Genomic DNA, 19,768 nt, shown 5'->3' with positions numbered 1-19,768 from the left:
CTGTGATGAATGAAAATATAGAAAATAACGATTGGAAAAAGGATGCTCCTGTACTGGCAGCAATGCCGGAAAGCAATCCATTCAACATTCCAAACGGATATTTCGAAAGTGTAGATGACAGGGTGAAGTCTGCTATCTTCATCGATGGCTTAAATAAAGAATTAAACGGTGATGGTTTTGAGGTTCCACAAAATTATTTTGAAAACCTCACCGAACGGATTGAAACAAATATCAAGATATCAGCACTGCCAAAAGCCGAGGATTCATTTTCAGTTCCTGAACACTATTTTGAAGGTTTAAAGCATAGAATTACTAAAAGAATAGCTGCTGAACAACCTAAAAAAGCTGCAAAAATTGTTCCTCTTTGGAGACGAAACATTTTGAAGTATGCCAGTGCAGCCTGTTTCGTTTTGATGGCGTCATTTGGTGCATATTTTTATCAAAACAATGCATCATCAATACCTTCGCAAACCCAATCTGCAGAGCTTTCGAGCGAACAACTGCTATATGATATTGATGAAAGTACCATTATAGAACATTTAGAAACTCAGAATACCACATCAGCAAATAATACTTCTGCGTCAGATACAGAAATGGAAAACTATTTATTGAGCAATTTCTCCTCGAGTGATCTATCTCATGAATTAAATAACTAATAATGAAAAACTTAGTATTCAGTACCTTAATATTCCTTTTACCCCTTACGCTTTTGGCTCAAAGACCTAAAAGTGAAGAAATCGAATCGCTTAAAATAGCTTATTTTACCCAAAAACTTGATTTATCGCCAGATGAAGCAAAAATCTTCTGGCCGATTTACAATGATATGCAGAGCGAGCAAAATGCCTTACGCAAAGAACGCATGCAAAAGATGATTTCTTTCAGAAAAGTAAATGAAATAGATAATCTTACTGATGCTCAGGTTCAAAGTTTGATTACGAGCGAATTTGATTTTAAGCAAAGAGATCTTAATTTGGATAAAAAGTATTATAGTAAATTAAAAGCCAAGCTACCGATCAAAATCGTTGGAAAATTTTATCGGGCGCAGGAAGGATTTAAGCGTGAACTGCTTAATAAATTTAGAGGCGGACAGAAAAATTAGATTAAAGACTTGCAGCGATGCAGGTCTTTTTGTTTTAAAGGCTATTGTATTTCCGTACTTTTGTGCATGCTTACTCAACGTCAGTTGTTTTTACAACACAATGCACAAACCTCTCCCGAACCGCTTATGCTCGAATTTGTACGGGCAAAAGGCGTTTATATTTACGATTCATCAGACAAAAAGCATTTAGATTTAATTGCAGGTATTGGTGTGAGCAATGTTGGCCACTGTCATCCGGCTGTGGTTAAGGCCGTTCAGCAACAAGCCGAAACCTATATGCACCTGATGGTATATGGTGAATATGTGCAGACACCCCAGGTTAATTTCGCTAAAGCGCTGGCAGAGGTTCTTCCTGAAAGTTTAAGCTGCACTTATTTTCTGAACTCCGGTACCGAAGCTGTTGAAGGCGCCATGAAGTTAGCTAAACGTTATACGGGAAGAAAAGGCTTTATTGCCTGCAAAAATGCTTATCATGGCAGTACCCAAGGTGCAGAAAGTTTAATGGAAAGTGATTTCTATTCATCAGGCTATGGGCCTTTTTTACCGCATGTCGGCTTTATCAGACATAATCATATGGCCGATTTAATTAAGATAACAGAGGAAATTGCAGCTGTTTTTATTGAACCCATTCAAGGAGAAGCTGGCATCCGCGTAGCCGACCTCGCATACATGCAGGCATTAAAAGCAAAATGCTTGGAAACAGGAACCTTGCTTATTTTTGATGAGATCCAATCAGGTTTCGGTAGAAGTGGTAAAATGTTTGCCTTCGAGCATTATAACGTTATACCCGATGTGTTGCTGCTGGCAAAAGGAATTGGTGGCGGCATGCCAATCGGTGCTTTTATCAGTTCGCTGGAAATTATGTCTGTACTATCGCATAACCCGATTTTAGGGCATATGACTACCTTTGGTGGACATCCGGTGTGTTGCGCAGCCGGTTTGGCGACATTGAGCACTTTAGTCGACAATAACATTGTGGATGAAGTAGAAGAGAAAGGTCAACTATTCAAATCGCTTTTAAAACACCCGGCCATAAAAGAAATCAGAGGAAAAGGCCTGATGCTGGCAGTTGAATTTGAAAGTTTCGAAATGAATAAAAAAATCATCGATGCCTGTATTTTAGATGGTGTACTATCCGATTGGTTTCTGCATTGCAGCAATTCGATGCGTATTGCCCCTCCCCTTATCATCACTAAAACAGAAATTGAGGAAGCCTGTAACATTATCCTTAAAAATATTAACTTAGTTCTCGAACAAAAAGCTTAAAGCGGAAAGACTAAAGTTAACAGACAAGCGATGATATTCTTCGTAAAGTTTTAATACCTGATACTAAATACTGGATACTAAATGAATGTTTTAATAGTAGAAGATGAAAAAAGCCTTGCGCTTGAAATGGATGAATTTCTGAGCAAAGAAGGGTTTATAGTAGAACATGCCTGGAAAAAATCATCTGCAGAAGAGAAGATCTTCGTGAACAACTACGATTTTATTCTGCTGGATTTAGGTTTACCAGACGGCGATGGCTTTGAGGTTCTGAAACAGCTTAAAGCAATGAAAGACCGCGATGATGCCGTGATTATTTTAACAGCCAGGAGTGCGGTTGATGACCGTATCAAAGGTTTGGATGAAGGTGCTGATGATTATTTACCCAAACCTTTTTCATTAAATGAACTTTTAGCCCGCATGCATGCCATCACCAGGAGGAAACATAAACTGGAGAAAAATGAGGTTAACATTCATAACTTCCTGTTAAGCATTCAAAATCGTACTGTTTCTTTTGGAGAAGAACGCCTGAACTTAACCAAAAAAGAATTTGAAATTTTCAACTACCTCGTTTTAAATAAAAACCGTGTGGTTTCCAGAATGAGCTTAACTGAACATGTATGGGGCGATATATTAGAAGTCAATTCTGATTCTAATTTTGTTGATGTGCATGTTAAAAATTTACGTAAAAAACTGGCTGCAACCGCAAATATAGACTGGTTTGAAACGGTAAGAAGTATCGGATACAGGATTAATTGTTAAGCGAAAAGATGATAAGGTAATAAAATTGGTTAGCGGATTAGTATTTCAAGACCGCAGAAAAAGCTTTCAATTGGCTGTTCGCAGTTTATTATGATCAGGCGATAAACTGGAGTTGAAAAGATATAATGTGATTACTAAACTTTAAATTTATACGATTAATGCCTTTTTGACGCTCAACACCTAAACAATTCTATATCTTATCAATCTGATACAACATGAATAACTAACCGTTCTAAACACTAACTCTAACCTAACCTTCACATAAAATACCTAACCAACACCCCATGAAATTACAGGTTAAGTTTTCTTTATATAATGCAGTCACTAAAATTGCGATCATATTGCTTTTAGGCGCTGCCATTTTGTTTTCACTGGAAAAACTGGCCTACAATCAACTGGATAACCGACTGATCAAAAAAAAGAATAAGATTATCAAAAACCTGACCGACAGTGAGATTGATAGCTTGCTTAATAATCAGGATTCCTTTACCGATTATAACATATTAAAAGAAGAGTTTATTGTTTTACAGGATATTCCTGACAACCAAAAGGACTCGTCAGCAACTGTTTACACAGAGAGGCGTGAAATTGAAGGCAATATTGAAGTTTACCGGATTCTGAATTATAAATTCTCTTACCACACCAACTGGTATAATCTTGAAATTGGCGAAACCATGACTACATTACAGTCAATTAAAAATTCCATTCGCTTTTATACGCTAATAGTATTGGTTATTGCCCTTTTGATCACTTTAATAGCGGACTATGCCTTTTCAAATTATTTACTCAAACCTTTTTACCTGATCATCGATAAAAAAATCAATAAGGTTGATGATCCATTGCATTATAATTACCAGAATATCCCCACCACTACTGAGGATTTTAAAATGCTCGATAACAGTGTAAATACACTCATGCGAAAAATCAATACGCTTTTTGCACTCGAAAAGCAGTTTATCGCGAATGTTTCACATGAATTATTAACCCCAATCTCTATTCTAAGTACCCGTTTCGAGAACATGCTGAACACACCTGAAATTCCGGTAGAGCATGAAAATAAAATCTACGCTTCCATTAAAACCCTGAACCGGCTTAAGGTGATCATTAACAGCCTGCTTTTAATTTCGAAAGTAGAAAACAATCAATATCTGAAAACGGAAGAAATAAGCCTGACACAGGAACTCAGCGACATTTATGAAGACCTGGAAGACAGAATTATAGATAAAAAAATCAAATACAGTATTAATTTAAATCATGATTACCAACTTATCGGAAATAAGGCCCTGATGCATACATTATTGATGAACATTATTAATAATGCCATTAAATATAACCGGGAAGGTGGAGAATTATCAGTTACAGGTTTACTCACCGGTCAAAAATATGTATTAACTATTTCAGACAGTGGACTAGGCATGAGCGAGGAGTTAGTGGCCAATGCTTTCGATCGTTTTAAAAGAGGAAATACAGAAGAAAACGGATTTGGCCTGGGCCTCGCCATTGTACAGAGTATAGCCAGTTTTCATAAAATTGATGTCGAAATTAAATCTGTTGAACAACAGGGCACCAGCATCTCCTTAATTTTTCAGGTATAATCTAAACAGCACTATATCTGTATCGGCCAGCTACAAATTTGTACCTTTGCATCTTATGCCTGTATCCTTTAAAAAAGCATTACTCCTGATCTTCAGTTTTTTGCTCTGTTGTGCGTCGAATTTATTTGCACAAAAAGTTGTAGCCATACAGGAATCGGTACCACAGCATATTTTTACGTTCAAAGAAATTGAAGTACTGGAAGATCCTGCCGGTCAATTCGAATTTAATCAGATCAGCAGTAAGGCATTTGAGCAACTTTTTAAGGCCAGTATTACCAGCACACCTCAAACCAAAAATCTCCATAAAACTTATTGGTTCAGGATCAAAATCAGGCAGAATGAAAAAGTAGAGAAACCCTTTTTACTGGAATTTTTTGATCAGACCATCGATCATGTTACCGCATTTATTCCACAATCTGACGGCAAATATCAGAAAAAAAAGCTTGGTGATGCATATGATTTCAGCAAAAGGCTGATTAACCATAAAAATTTTGAAATTCCGATTAAAAATAATGGAAACAGTATTCAGACCTACTATTTCAAGATCAAATCATCTCAGATTTCAGATATTATAATTGTATTACGAAGTGCGGAATGGTTCATTTCCTATGCCCTTGATGAATACTTTTACTTCGGTATTTTTTATGGCATGATTCTGGTTTTCAGCTTCTACAACCTGATTATGTACGTAGCCATCAGGCAGAAACAATATCTATATTATGTACTGTACAATCTGAGTGTAGGCTTTTTTGAAATGAGTACCGATGGTATTGCTTATCAGTACCTTTGGCCAAACGCACCGGCCTGGAATCAGGTTGCCTATGCTTTTGCACTTTGTGCCACCAGTATATTTGCTTTGCTTTTTACTAGAGAACTGTTATTCATTAAATCGAAAGCACCAAAAATAAACAAATTAATTACTGGCATAATCACCTTAAGGATTATCTTTTTTTTCTACTGTTATCTTTTTGATCAGACTTTATTCAGTTTTAAATTTATAGAAGCTATACCGCTTTCAGTCGCTTTCTTCACCGGAATTTATATTTACAAAAATGGCTATAAACCTGCCCGCTTTTTTGTACTCGGCTATAGCTTTCTATTTATAGGCTTTGTGCTTAAGTTCTTAATTATGCTGGGTATCAACTGGCTGAACTTTGGGGTAATAAGTTATTATAGCCTTAGTTTTTGTTTTATTATGGAAATGGTTTTCCTATCCTTCGCTATCGGCGATAAGGTGCGGATTCTGAAGTTAAAAAAAGATAAGGCTCAACAAAAAATTATTCGGCAAATGGCTGTTAATGCCACCTTAAAGGATACTATTAACCGTGAACTGGAAAGTAAGGTAGAAGAACGTACACGTGATGTTTTCCATAAATCCTTAATTATTGAGAGTAAAAACCAGGCTTTGGAAGAAGCCAATATGTTATTACAGAAGCAAGCTGAAGAAATTTCCAGGATGAATGTATTGCTGGAGCAGGATAATGAGGAGTTACAAACCAGTGTAGAAAAAGTAACCCGTGACCGGGTAATGAATACCGAAGTAGATTTTGAAGAGTTTAGTAAAATCTATCCTGATAAAGAAACCTGCTATGAATTTTTGGCTGAGCTCAAATGGAAAAATGGCTACCACTGCAGAAAATGCAGTAATGATCATTATTTTACCGGCCATATCTTACATAGCCGACGCTGCAGTAAATGCGGTTATGAAGAATCGGTTACAACCTACACCATTTTTCACAATACAAGGATTCCCATTAATAAAGCGTTCTATATGATTTTCCTGATTTATGCATCAAAAGGAAAAATCTCTTCACATAAGCTTTCAGAGTTACTAACCATCAGACAAAGCACCTGCTGGACCTTCGGATCACGAATTAAAAAAGTGATGGAAGACCGGAAAAAAACACTTAAAAAAAGTGGAAAAAATGGTTGGAGCCAGCTGGTAATTGAATAATCAGTAGTGCTTATTGGTCACATTTTTGTTATTACTGTAAATCAGCAAAAATAATTTGACCGGTATTTAAGCGTATCAAAATCGTTCTGAAGCCATATCCATTCCTTGCATTTAATAACTGATTATCAGGCTGAAGTGACCTGCAATAATTGCGGTATTAAAGCGTATCATTATTCACATAAACAACTAAAAATCAATTACTTATATCAAAATTAACTTTCAGAATACTTGCTTTTAACATGAATTGCATAGTAACTTTACCTCATATAATATTAACAAAGCAAAAATTATGAGAAAAAAGTTTACATTGCTTATGGTATTTTTTATTGGCGCTATCTCATGGAGTATGGCACAAAACATTACCGTAACCGGCCAGGTGAAGGATCAGAAAGGTCTGCCTTTACCTGGTGTTTCCGTTAAAGTGAAAGGCTCAAACCAGGGTGCATCCACGTCAGACAACGGAACTTTTACCATTTCTACACCACAGAATGCAATACTTGAATTTTCTTTTATAGGATTCAAAGCGATAGAAGAATCCGTAAATAACAGAACCAGCATTAATGTTACCTTGTCGGATGACAATCAACAACTCAATGAAGTCGTTGTAATTGGCTATGGTACCACCACTAAAAAAGACCTGACTACCTCGGTGGTGTCAGTTTCATCAAAAGATCTAGAGAATCAGCCCATCACTAACCCGCTACAAGCTATTCAGGGTAGAGCAGCAGGTGTACAGGTAAGTTCACAATCAGGTAAACCAGGCGCAGGAATTTCCATCAGCATTAGAGGGAATACATCAATTACCGCCTCTAATAGTCCGCTTTATGTCATTGATGGAGTGACTTCCAGAGATGCGAGCTTTTTAAATGCCAACGATATCGAATCCATGACAATTTTGAAAGATGCATCTGCAGCGGCTATTTATGGTTCAAGTGGTGCGAATGGAGTGGTTTTGATTACCACTAAAAAGGGATCGGCCGGCAAATTAAAGGTGGCTTTCAATGCCTTTACGGGTTTTTCTAACTTCTGGCAAAAACAAGATGTACTCAACAATGAGCAATATATTGGTTTGATGAAAGAATTGGGTTACACTACTTTTGGTGGAAATCAAAATACCGACTGGCAGAAAGAAACCTTTGGAACAGGAACACAAAACCAGTATCAGGCTTCTATTTCTGGCGGCATAAAAGGGGGACAGTATTATTTTTCTACAGGTTATCAGCAGGATAAAGGCGTTGTTGCCCCCGCAAAACTGGATCGTTTAACGGCCAACTTTAACGGATCACAAAACATCACCTCATGGTTAAAATTGACGGGTAATGCGGTGTTAACTTCAAGCAATTCTATTGATGTTGGTGACAACAGCAGCGTTTCTCGTGGAGGGGTTATTTTAGGCGCACTAACTACGCCTCCTACCATTGGTATTTTTGAGCCAAATGGTCAATACACCACGATCCCGAATGCGGGTGGATGGGATAATCCTTTAGCTTTGGCTTTCGGATCTAAAAACAAAACCCGTAATTTCAGATTCATCGGGGCTTTTGGTGCGCAAGTTAACTTCACTAAAGATTTGTTTTTCAAATCAACGATCAGTACCAATGCTAATCGAAACTTTTACAAGTATTCTACTGACAATTTCTTAACCACCTATGGCCGTCAGGAAAGAGGCGTTTACAGAGATAACACCACTAATGACCATGTTTGGTTAAATGAAAACATTTTAAATTACACCAAAAATGTGGGTAAAAATGCTTTTACGGCAACAGGTGGCTACACCATTCAATCTTCAGATTATCAATATAAAAATAATGAGTTAACTCGTTTTTATGATGTATCCGGCAATCCAACGGCACCATCAGTAGCTTTAACAGTGCCACAAAGGGCACAATGGAGTAAACAATCTTATCTGGCCAGGGTTACTTATGCTTACGATAGCAAGTATTTATTCAGTTCAAACTTCAGGGCTGATGGCTCATCGAGATTTGCCAAAGAAAACCGTTTTGGTTACTTCCCGTCCTTTTCAGCAGGCTGGAGAATTTCTGGTGAGAACTTCATGAAAGAAAGTAAGACCATCAATGATCTAAAACTTCGCGGTAGCTGGGGTAAAGTGGGTAATGATGAAGGAATTGGCGATTATGCTTACTTAAAACTTTACAACGTAAATGCACAGGGCGAATACAACCTTCAAAACCCTGCAAATGATAACCTATCGTGGGAAAAAACCACGCAAACCAATATTGGTTTGGATTTAACCCTATTCAATAGCCGCATTACCTTCACTGCTGATGCTTATTTAAAAAAGACAAATGATCTTTTAATTAACGTGCAGTTGCCTCCATCATCAGGCTTTGGAAGTCAGGCCTATAATGTTGGTGCGATGGAAAACAAAGGTTTGGAGTTTGTTTTGTCAACGAAGAACTTTGATCGTGAGCAATTCAAATGGACTACGGATTTAAATTTTTCCATCAACCGGAATAAAGTGACCGATTTAGGTGCCACTACACAATCATTAAACTTTGCCGGCATCTACGAACGTGACGATGCTGTTCGCGTAGTAGCGGATAGGCCGTTGGGCAGCTTTTACGGTTATGTATTTACAGGTGTAAATCCGTCCAACGGAGCAGCACAATATGCAGATACCAATGGCAATGGCCTTACGGGCTCGGCAGATCCGGGCGACAGAACTTTTATTGGTTCTGCACAACCGAAATTTATTTATGGTATCACTAATAATTTAACTTATGGAAACTGGGGATTTAATTTCTTCTTCCAGGGAGTTCAGGGCAGTGAATTATTTAATGCCTCTAGAATTGATATCGAAGGTATGTTCGATTCCAAAAATCAATCAACAGCCGTATTAAACAGATGGACTACGCCAGGCCAAATCACCAATATTCCAAAAGCATTAAGAAGTAGCTCAGAAAACTCCCTTACTTCCAGCCGTTTTGTAGAAGATGCCTCTTACCTGCGCTTAAAAACCGCAACGCTTTCATACAGTTTTAGCTCATCGGTATTGGAAAAACTAAAAATGAGCAAGTTAACCGTATTTGCTACCGGGTATAACTTATTAACTTTTACAAAATACTCAGGGCTGGACCCTGAAGTGAACATGAATTCAGCAAATGGCCCATCGATGGGTGTTGATTATGGCACTTATCCACAATCAAGAAGTTTATTGTTCGGTATTAATGTTGGATTTTAAAGATTAAGAAAATGAAATTAAATATATATTCATTAGTGGCAACCGCAGCATTAGCGATTACTTTGCAAAGCGGATGCAAAAAAGGTTTCCTTGAAAAACAGCCTTTCAATCAAGTTACTGCAGATGTAGCCTTTACAACGGCAGCGGCAGCAGAGAAATTAATGGCCGGCGTTTATGGTGGTATGTATAACGACTATCACATCTGGGATTACATGGTTAATGGTGATGTTACGGCAGATAATGCCTATGCAGGAGGTGATAACCCTGCAAATATCCAGATTGATCTTTTCACCACCAATTCAACGAATGGCAATGTTGGCCGCGACTGGAGTGGACTTTATTCCAATATTAAAAATGCAAATGAAGTTTTGGAAAATGTTCCAAACATTCAGGATCCTACTTTGGATGCCAGTGGCAGGAGAAATCAGATTTTAGGTGAGGCTTCCACATTACGGGCTTACTTTTATTTCCACCTGGTAAGGTTATATGGAGGTGTTCCTTTGGTTTTAACCTCGCCAACCTCTTTAGAAGAGATGCAAAAACCCCGCTCTTCAGTAGAAGCGGTTTATGCGCAAATTATTAAAGATTTGGAGTTTGCCTTACCAAATGTTCGTTCCATTGCGCCAAATAAAGGCATGATCACCAAAGGGATTGTTAATGCACTTTTAGCGAAAGTTTATGCTTCAAAACCAAATCCGGATTGGAGCAAAGTACAGCAATACGCTGATGCCACGATAAATGGCGGCTATAACCTGATGGGATCTTTTGATCAGCTGTTTGATGGCGCACATAAAAACAACAGTGAATCCATCTGGGAAATGCAATACGATGGCTGGGGCGGCCCGAATGGCCGTGGAAACTGGATGACTGGCGTAATTGTAGGTACAGGCTGGAAACGCTTTTGTACGCCTACAAATGATTTGGTTGCTGCTTTTGATACAGAAGGTGATGCTATCCGCAAAAATTCCAGCATAAGCTTTAAAAACGTAAGCACAGAAGGATGGTCTGATGATTACTGGACCAAATCCAATTATCCGTTTATCAACAAATACCGCAATGATGATTTAGCGAATTCTTATATTCTTCGTCTGGCTGACATTAAATTGCTCAAAGCAGAATCCTTAAATGAACTAAGTACATCAGGCTGGTCGGCTGCTGCTGCTCTGGTAAATGAAATCCGTCGTCGCGTAAATCTGGCCGCCACTCCGGCAAATGATCAGCCATCCATGCGTCTGGCCATTGAAAAGGAACGCCGTTTAGAACTGGCTTTTGAAGGTCACCGTTGGTTTGATTTATTAAGAACAAATAGGGCAATCGCCGTTATGAATGCGCAGAAAAACGGTAATGGTGCAAACTTAAATTATAATGTTACCGCTGAGAAGTTATTGTTCCCGATTCCGCAGGCAGAAGTAGACCGAAATCCAAGCATCAAATAATTCAACACACCAAATAATCCCTAAGGTTCGGGGCCAAAGTATACCGTCCCGAACCTTTTAAAAACAAAGATTTCGATTTTAAACTTTTTATCTCCCTATGAAATTCATTTACAATATTTGTTTAGTGACCTGTCTGCTATTATCTGCCTGCGCCAGCAGAAATGTAAAATCAGGCAATGAAGCCAATCAACAAAACAATGCTAATTCCAAAAAAAGTGAAGTGGGTTTCTGGTTAACCAAAGGTGACCAATCTCAATTGCTTCAGAAACAAAATATCGCCCTGAACTTCTCTGATGAAACCAATTCAAATCCAACGATTGAAGTTGACCCGGAAACTAAATTTCAAACCATTGATGGTTTTGGTTATACCTTAACAGGTGGAAGTGCTACTTTAATTAATGCCTTGCCCGCAACGGAAAAAGATAAACTGTTGAATGAACTCTTTGCCAATACTGATCAGGCCATCCGTGTTAATTACATCAGGATCAGCATTGGTGCTTCTGATTTAAGTGCTACTCCCTTCACTTATAACGATATCGCAGAAGGCGAAACCGATGAAGCACTGGCTAAATTTTCGATTGCCAAAGAGCAGGCAGATTTAATTCCAATATTAAAGAAAATTGTAGCGATTAATCCTGCTATTAAAATTTTGGGTTCACCGTGGACCGCTCCAACCTGGATGAAAACGAATAAAAGCTTTATTGGAGGAAGTTTGAAACCGGAATATTATCAAACCTATGCCAAATACCTGGTCAAATACATCCAGGCCATGAAGGCAGAAGGTATCGTCATTGATGCCATTACTCCTCAAAACGAGCCTTTACACCCGGGGAATAATCCAAGCATGTACATGACAGCTGCTGATCAGGCAAATTTTATTAAAACAGCTTTAGGTCCGGTATTTAAAAACAGTGGTATTAAAACCAAAATCATCATCTACGATCATAATGCTGATAAACCTGAATATCCAATCACCATTTTGAACGATGCTAAGGCGAAAAAATATATAGATGGTTCTGCCTTTCACTTATATGCTGGTCCGATCACTGCTTTATCCAAAGTTCATGAGGCACACCCCGATAAAAATGTTTATTTCACTGAGCAGTGGGTGGGCGGACCAAGTAATTTTGCCGAAGATTTGAAATGGCACGTATCTACACTAATTATCGGGGCAACCCGAAACTGGAGCAGAAATGTATTGGAATGGAATCTGGCTGCAGATCAAAATTATAATCCACACACAGATAAAGGTGGTTGTACATCATGTTTAGGCGCAATTACCATTGCACCTGCAATAAGTAGAAACGTAGCCTATTATGTTATTGCTCACGCCTCTAAATTTGTTCCGGCAGGATCAGTGCGAATTGCATCCAATTTGACCAATAATTTGCAGAATGTAGCTTTTAAAACTCCAGATGGGAAAGATGTGCTGATTGTATGCAATAACAATAGCTTCACTACCCATTTCAACATTAAATACAAAGGAAAAATAATAACCAGCAGCCTTGATCAGGGTACTGTTGCCACTTATGTTTGGTAAAAAACTTAGTTTAATTGTCAGGATAGCCTCGCCAATGCGGGGCTTTTCCTTTTCAGATGGTACTGAAATTATTGTTTTTAAAACCCTACACTGATTTTTCTGGCAAGGGCTTTGATATTAAAACTTATCAAAACCTAAACCATGAGAAATATCATTCCACTACTCGCTATTTTTGCCTCTACTATGCTTGCCTGCCAAAGTAACAGCACAAAATCTGTATCTACTGATATTAAAGCTACCCACACAGATACAGCTTCGAAACAATGCTTTCAATACGTTGATAAAAAAGATACGGCCTCTTTAAGCTTGGAAATCAACAACGGCAAAGTAAATGGAGTGCTGAGTTATAAGCTATTTGAAAAGGATAAAAATGATGGAACCATTACAGGCATCGTTAAAGGTGATACCATTATTGCCGATTATACTTTCCAATCAGAAGGTACAACATCAACGCGTGAGGTAGTATGGTTAAAGAAAAACGATCAGTTAGTTGAAGGATTTGGAGAGGGAGAAGAATCAAATGGTAAAATGAAATTTAAGAACCTCGCTAATCTTCGTTTTGATCAGGCAATGGTTTTCAAGCCGGTGATTTGTAAATAAATAGGCTATACGATCGGATCGATAAAACCTGGTATTAAAGATTCTCAAACCTTTCCCAAAAGCCGTCTACAGGCAATTTGGCAAAAATGTTGACAGGTTCTTTCTTTACCGGATGCAGAAACTGGAGTCTGCGGGCATGCAGGCAAATACTTCCTTTTCTGCTTCCCCTCGGATAGCCATATTTATTATCTCCAACTATAGGACACCCCATCGAAGACAACTGTACCCTGATCTGGTGCGACCGGCCGGTAAGCGGATCAACCTCAATGAGATAATAATCGCCTACTTTTGAGAGTAAACGATAAGATAATTCTGCACGCTGAGAACCCTGAACTTCGGCTTTATAATAGGTAACCACATTTTTCTGCGGATTTTTGATCAGCCAATGAATCAATGTTCCTGATTCATTTTCAGGCTTATTTTTCGCCACTGCCCAATAAGTTTTTTTAACCTCACGATTTTTAAAGGCAGCATTCATCCGTTCCAAAGCTTTACTTGTTTTTGCAAATAAAATGACACCGCTTACCGGACGATCTAATCGATGTACCACGCCTAAAAAAGCGCCGTTGGGTTTATTATATTTCTGGGCAATGTATTTTTTTACCTGCTCATCTAACGGTTCATCACCTGTTTCATCAACCTGTACAATATCCCCCGCTCTTTTATTAATAGCGATTAAATGATTGTCTTCAAAAAGAATATCTTTATCGGTAATGGGCATAGGGAGGTTTTTTGGGTAGAGGATTAATTGCTTAATAGACTTTAGACTAAAGGCTCTGAACTATAGACTCCAAACTTAATACTGTTCTTTTTCGCTGGGAAAATCATTGCTTTTAACATCGCGGATGTAAGACTGGGCAGCACCTAGAATATCATCATATAAATTAATATACTGACGCAAAAACCTGGGTTTAAAACCTTTGGTTAAGCCAATCATATCATTTACCACTAAAACCTGTCCGTCGCAGCCATTTCCTGCGCCAATACCAATGGTAGGAATATGTAAGCTCTCGGTTACTTCTCTACCCAGTGCAGCAGGAATTTTCTCCAGTACAATGGCGAAACAGCCGGCAGCCTGCAAAGCTAAAACATCAGTTTTTAATTTATTTGCTTCTTCTTCTTCTTTTGCCCGAACGGTATAGGTACCAAATTTATAAATCGATTGTGGTGTTAACCCCAGGTGACCCATTACCGGAATTCCTGCTGTAATAATGCGCTGAACAGATTCAATAATTTCTTCACCACCTTCTAACTTTACACCATGTGCGCCAGATTCTTTCATAATTCTGATGGCAGAGTTTAAAGCCTCCTTTGAATTTCCTTGGTAAGAACCAAAGGGAAGATCGACCACTACAAATGCACGTTTTACCGCTCTGATCACAGATGCCGCATGATAAATCATCTGATCTAAAGTAATAGGCAAAGTTGTTTCGTGACCAGCCATTACATTCGATGCCGAATCACCAACCAGTAAAACATCCAGTCCTGCATCATCTAAAATGGTTGCCATGGAATAATCATAGGCTGTTAGCATGGATATTTTTTCACCACGCTGCTTCATTTCCTGTAAAATGTGTGTGGTTATTCTTTTGATTTCTTTATGTACCGACATGGGTTTTGTTTTGTAGCCCCAAAAGTATTGTTTTTTCCTTAAATAAGCGGAAAGACCAAAGGTAAAAGACTAAAGCTACCAAACCTGAAATCGTTTTATACTCAAATCAAGCATCAAACCTTTCGCTTTAGTCTTTCTACTTTTACCTCAAAGCTTATTTAACTTTTTTCTTTACATTTCCATTCTTAAATCATATCTTTGTACCCCGAAATGGAAGGGATATATTCATCTTTTTTTGCACCCTGCAAAAACAGCTTAAGTACTGAGATAAACCCTTTTTTCATGTCTTTTTTCAACTCAAAATCCATATTGTAATTACCATGACTAACTACACCAAGTTACCTGCGATTTTATTACTGGCCGATGGCACTATTTTTCACGGCAAAGCGGCTGGAAAAATCGGCACCACCACTGGCGAGATTTGTTTTAATACCGGGATGACGGGTTACCAGGAAATCTTTACTGATCCAAGTTACTTTGGACAAATAATGGTGACCACCAACTCGCACATTGGTAATTATGGAATTCAGAAAGAAGAAATTGAATCTGATTCAATTAAAATTGCAGGCTTAGTTTGTAAAAACTACAATATTGTTTATAGCCGTAAACAAGCAACTGAATCTATCCAGGATTACTTTCAGAATGATAACCTGGTCGCTATTTCTGATATTGACACCCGTGCCCTGGTACGCCACATCAGAGATAAAGGTGCCATGAATGCCATCATTTCTTCAGAAATTACAGATATTAATGAATTGAAACAAAAACTTGCTGAAGTTCCTTCTATGGAAGGCCTGGAGTTATCATCAAAAGTAAGTACAACTGAACCTTATTTTTATGGAAACCCTGATGCCAGCTTAAAAGTTGCAGCATTAGATTTGGGGATAAAGAAAAACATTCTCCGCAGTTTCGAAAACCGGGATATTTATGTAAAGGTTTTTCCTGCAAAAACAAAGTTTGCTGAAATGGAAGAATTTGGTCCGGATGGTTATTTTATTTCTAACGGTCCTGGCGATCCGTCTGTAATGCCTTATGCTGTAGAAACCATTAAGGAAATCATGGAAGAAGACAAACCATTGTTCGGCATTTGTTTAGGCCACCAGTTACTGGCAGAAGCAAACGGCATTGGTACGATGAAAATGTTTAACGGACACCGTGGCTTAAATCACCCGGTTAAAAATATTATTAAAAACCATTGTGAAGTAACTTCACAAAATCATGGTTTTGGCGTTATTCCGGATGAGGTTAGACATTCAGATAAAGTTGAAATTACACATGTTAACCTGAACGACAAATCTATCGAGGGTATTCGTGTAAAGGGTAAAAAAGCCTTTTCAGTACAATACCACCCAGAGTCTTCACCAGGCCCTCATGATTCTCGTTATTTATTTGATGATTTCGTGAACGTGATGAAGGGCGAATTGGTTTGGTAAACGGGTCATGGGTTAAAAGGTTTCCAGTTATAAGTTGTGGATTACAGGTTTAATGTCATAGATTACAACATATAATAACACTGTATCGTTTCTGATTCTGGCTTCGCCACACAGACTTTCAACTTTTAACTAAAAAAAATGCGGATCTAACCTGATTCGCATTTTTATTTTATCATATTTTCTTTTTTTCTGACTAATTTCACTTTTAATTCATTTTTAGCTCCTTACCTTCGTTATATGGAAACAAACAAAGCCATGATCAGCGTCAAAAATCTGGTTAAAAAGTATGATGATTTCATTGCCGTTCAGGATTTAAGTTTCGAAGTTTACGAAAATGAAATTTTTGGCTTGCTCGGTCCTAATGGTGCCGGAAAAACCACTACTCTCGAAATTATTGAAACACTCAGAGAGAAAACTTCAGGAGAAATTATCGTTGATGGCCTTTCAGTTGATAAACATCCCAACGCAATTAAACAGCTCATCGGTGTGCAATTGCAGGCGGCCGGCTATTATCCCAACTTAAATCTGATTGAACTGATTGAACTTTTTGCAGGTTTGTATGGTGCTAAAATCAAGCCGATGGATATGTTGGAAAAGGTTAATCTTCAGGATAAGGCAAAAGCCAAATACAAGGCCCTTTCCGGCGGACAAAAACAGCGCTTCTCTATTGCTACGACACTTATTAACCAGCCCAAAATTATTTTCCTGGATGAGCCTACAACCGGCTTGGATCCACAGGCGAGAAGAAATTTATGGGATTTAATTATTGAAATTCGAAATGCCGGCACCACTGTGGTGATTACAACGCATTATATGGATGAAGCCGAGCAACTTTGTGATCGCGTTGCATTTGTAGAACGTGGAAGAATTATCGCTGTAGATACGCCTGACAACCTGATTGATCAGCTGATTAACAGTGGTTTCGAACGTAAAAAAGAAGTAAAAAAAGCGAATCTGGAAGATGTATTTATCAGTATGACAGGTAAAGAATGGAGAGAATAACCTCATTAGGAGTTACCTGCAAATGGAATACAATCTGCAAAAAAGTAAAAAATAATTATACGTTAATAAATGAACGATAGAAATTCAGGTTCCGCTCTGGCGGGAGAAAGACCTAAGGCTTATAGCAATACTACAGCAACACTTGCCCTGGCTAAGGCAAGTTTCCGTTCAATTATGAGAAGCCCTTCTGCAGTTGTTTTTACGCTGGCTTTTCCCTTAATATTCATATTGGTTTTTGGCTTTTTAGGTGGTGGCGGCACGCGCATTGATGTTGGCATTACACCCGGATCAGATATTAATAACCCTGTGATCAGCATGCTTGGAAAAACAGGTATGATCCGACTGGTAAAAGACAAATCAAAAGCAGAATTTGATAAATTGCTTGAAAAAGGAAATGTAGATGCGATGGTAGATATCCACAGAAAAGTGAATACCTCGGCTTACTCCGTTAATGTGGTTTATACTTCTGCATCCCGTGATAAGGGAGGCATTTTAAAGTCGGTTTTGAACAACCTTTTTTACGATAAAACACTAAAACCAACCGTTGCAGAAATTAAAGAGCGTACCGTTACCGGAAGAGAATATAAAACGATTGATTTTATTTTACCGGGTCAATTGGGTTTTTCCTTATTAAGCACCGGCGTTTTTGGCACCGCTTTCGTTTTTCTGAGCTTACGCCAGACACTCGTAATCAAACGTTTTTTTGCAACCCCTGTAAAGCGCTCCAGCATTGTAATCGGTGAAGGCATTGCCAGAATTGGTTTCGCACTCATTGGCGCTTTGTTTATTATCCTGATCGGCCATTTTTTCTTTGGTTTTACCCTCGTCCACGGAGTCGTCACGGTGATAAATATGTTATTGCTGGCTACGATGGGAATTATTGTATTTATGGGTTTTGGCTTTATCATTTCAGGCATAGCGAAAAGTGAAAGTATGGTTCCTCCCATTTCCAATATTGTAACCTTACCACAATTTTTATTGTCTGGAACGTTTTTCTCCATTGAAGCTTTCCCTACATGGCTGCAACCCATCAGCAGGGCTTTACCTTTAACCTATCTTAATGATGCCATGCGAAAAGTCGCTTTTGAAGGTATGGGCTTATGGGACGTAAAGTTTCAGATTATGATTCTGTTGATCTGGGGGATTGTGATTTACGCAGTTGCCGTAAAAGTTTTTAAGTGGGAATAACCTTTAAAAAAAATATTTTAGGCCGGTGCGAAATAACTCCGGCTTTTTTTTGGTAAAATTAATATCGGTTATATATATTTTCTATTCTAAACGATATTAATATATTTGTATATGTGGAATTTTAACCTGGACGATCTGAAAGAATTACAACCCCTTATTGATCGGTTGTATGAGAAAAAAGCCAAAATTGATTCTTCGAGGCCTTTACCTAATAGCGCACTTCAGCGCATTAAAACAGATTTAAGCCTTGAATGGACTTACAATTCTAACAGTATAGAAGGCAACACTCTAAATTTACAGGAAACCCAAATGGTACTCCAGGAAGGAATGACCATCAAAGGAAAATCACTGAGAGAGCATTTCGAGGTATTTAATCATGAAAAAGCGATTAATTATCTATACACTCTGGTAGAAGAAAGCTACCAATTACGCAGTATAGATATATTATCACTTCATGGTTTGGTATTAAGAAGCATTGAGGATGATTTTGCCGGTCGCATCAGAAATGGAGGTGTTCGAATTGTAGGTGCCAATTTTATACCGCCCAACGCAAATAAGGTTTCTGATTTACTGGATGAGCTGATTAATTTTGTGAATAATAATCCGCTGTCTTTAAATGACATGGTGCTAACCACCATTTTCCACCATAAGCTGGTATGGATTCATCCTTTTTTTGATGGCAATGGCCGAACCGTAAGGCTGGCCATGAATCTGCTATTAATGAGAAAAGGGTTGCCACCTGCAATTATTCTTAAAACAGACCGAAAAAAATATTACGAATCACTTAACCAAGCCAATAAAGGAAATTACCATAAGCTCTGCTTACTTATGCTTCAGGCTGTTGAACGTTCATTAAATATGTATATCAATGCCCTTCCCGGCAATCACTATGGTGATTATGAATCAATAGCAAGCATTGTTGCAGAACCGGATATTCCTTACGGCCAGGAATATGTTAGCTTGTTGGCCAGGCAGGGCAAAATTGATGCACACAAAGAAGGAAAAGACTGGCTCACCACAAAAAAAGCTGTAAAAGAATATATCACCAACAGAAAAAGAATACGTTAACCTTTTTTAACTTT

The 19,768-nt window shown here is 38.2% G+C and carries 16 protein-coding genes; 14 read left to right on the top strand and 2 right to left on the bottom strand.

Annotated elements, in window-relative coordinates; genetic code table 11:
* Positions 1–5 precede the first annotated feature (5 nt).
* The 10 genes from OQ267_RS06590 to OQ267_RS06545 all read left to right on the top strand — a co-directional run bounded on the left by OQ267_RS06590 (position 6) and on the right by OQ267_RS06545 (position 13,451).
* Positions 6–656, top strand: a complete 651-nt coding sequence (locus OQ267_RS06590) for a hypothetical protein (RefSeq protein WP_265835303.1) — start codon at positions 6–8, stop codon at positions 654–656.
* A 2-nt stretch (positions 657–658) separates the two neighbouring features.
* Positions 659–1,099: a hypothetical protein gene (locus tag OQ267_RS06585; RefSeq protein ID WP_088299356.1), complete on the top strand. Its 441-nt coding sequence runs from the start codon at positions 659–661 to the stop codon at positions 1,097–1,099.
* Between the two features lie 66 nt (positions 1,100–1,165).
* Positions 1,166–2,365 carry an aspartate aminotransferase family protein gene (locus tag OQ267_RS06580; protein WP_265835301.1) on the top strand — a complete coding sequence of 400 codons (1,200 nt, stop codon included), beginning with the start codon at positions 1,166–1,168 and terminating at the stop codon, positions 2,363–2,365.
* Positions 2,366–2,446: 81 nt separating this feature from the next.
* Positions 2,447–3,124, top strand: coding sequence for a response regulator transcription factor (locus OQ267_RS06575; RefSeq protein WP_088299354.1), 678 nt, complete (start codon positions 2,447–2,449; stop codon positions 3,122–3,124).
* A 284-nt stretch (positions 3,125–3,408) separates the two neighbouring features.
* A complete protein-coding gene (locus tag OQ267_RS06570) occupies positions 3,409–4,719 on the top strand; it encodes a sensor histidine kinase (protein WP_088299353.1) in 1,311 nt (436 codons plus the stop codon).
* Between the two features lie 55 nt (positions 4,720–4,774).
* The gene (locus OQ267_RS06565) at positions 4,775–6,673 is read left to right on the top strand and encodes a 7TM diverse intracellular signaling domain-containing protein (protein ID WP_265835300.1); all 1,899 of its coding nucleotides are present in this window, start codon (positions 4,775–4,777) and stop codon (positions 6,671–6,673) included.
* Between the two features lie 289 nt (positions 6,674–6,962).
* A complete protein-coding gene (locus OQ267_RS06560; RefSeq protein ID WP_265835299.1) occupies positions 6,963–9,875 on the top strand; it encodes a SusC/RagA family TonB-linked outer membrane protein in 2,913 nt (970 codons plus the stop codon).
* A gap of 11 nt (positions 9,876–9,886) precedes the next feature.
* The gene (locus OQ267_RS06555) at positions 9,887–11,311 is read left to right on the top strand and encodes a RagB/SusD family nutrient uptake outer membrane protein (protein ID WP_265835298.1); all 1,425 of its coding nucleotides are present in this window, start codon (positions 9,887–9,889) and stop codon (positions 11,309–11,311) included.
* A 97-nt stretch (positions 11,312–11,408) separates the two neighbouring features.
* On the top strand, positions 11,409–12,851 hold the full coding sequence (locus tag OQ267_RS06550; RefSeq protein ID WP_265835297.1) for a glycoside hydrolase family 30 protein: 1,443 nt from the start codon (positions 11,409–11,411) through the stop codon (positions 12,849–12,851).
* A 141-nt stretch (positions 12,852–12,992) separates the two neighbouring features.
* Positions 12,993–13,451: a hypothetical protein gene (locus OQ267_RS06545; protein ID WP_265835296.1), complete on the top strand. Its 459-nt coding sequence runs from the start codon at positions 12,993–12,995 to the stop codon at positions 13,449–13,451.
* A 34-nt stretch (positions 13,452–13,485) separates the two neighbouring features.
* Here OQ267_RS06545 and OQ267_RS06540 read toward each other — a convergent pair whose 3' ends face one another.
* Entirely contained in the window at positions 13,486–14,172 is a 687-nt protein-coding gene (locus OQ267_RS06540) for an RluA family pseudouridine synthase (RefSeq protein WP_088299347.1), read from the bottom strand.
* A 75-nt stretch (positions 14,173–14,247) separates the two neighbouring features.
* Complete coding sequence (gene panB / locus OQ267_RS06535) at positions 14,248–15,063, bottom strand: 3-methyl-2-oxobutanoate hydroxymethyltransferase (protein ID WP_088299346.1); 816 nt, start codon at positions 15,061–15,063, stop codon at positions 14,248–14,250.
* Between the two features lie 320 nt (positions 15,064–15,383).
* Between panB and carA the strand changes: the two genes are divergently transcribed.
* From carA to OQ267_RS06515, 4 genes are all read left to right on the top strand, one after another.
* On the top strand, positions 15,384–16,496 hold the full coding sequence (carA, locus tag OQ267_RS06530) for a glutamine-hydrolyzing carbamoyl-phosphate synthase small subunit (RefSeq protein ID WP_088299345.1): 1,113 nt from the start codon (positions 15,384–15,386) through the stop codon (positions 16,494–16,496).
* A 237-nt stretch (positions 16,497–16,733) separates the two neighbouring features.
* Entirely contained in the window at positions 16,734–17,498 is a 765-nt protein-coding gene (locus OQ267_RS06525; RefSeq protein WP_088299344.1) for an ABC transporter ATP-binding protein, read from the top strand.
* 69 nt (positions 17,499–17,567) lie between these two features.
* Positions 17,568–18,686: an ABC transporter permease gene (locus OQ267_RS06520; RefSeq protein ID WP_265835295.1), complete on the top strand. Its 1,119-nt coding sequence runs from the start codon at positions 17,568–17,570 to the stop codon at positions 18,684–18,686.
* 111 nt (positions 18,687–18,797) lie between these two features.
* Entirely contained in the window at positions 18,798–19,754 is a 957-nt protein-coding gene (locus tag OQ267_RS06515) for a Fic family protein (protein WP_265835294.1), read from the top strand.
* The last annotated feature ends 14 nt before the right edge of the window (positions 19,755–19,768 follow it).

The sequence above is a fragment of the Pedobacter sp. MR22-3 genome (assembly GCF_026240075.1).
In the GTDB taxonomy this organism is placed as follows: Bacteria; Bacteroidota; Bacteroidia; order Sphingobacteriales; family Sphingobacteriaceae; genus Pedobacter.
Note: the sequence above shows the minus strand (reverse complement) of the source record. Positions and strands in the feature narration are given on the sequence as shown.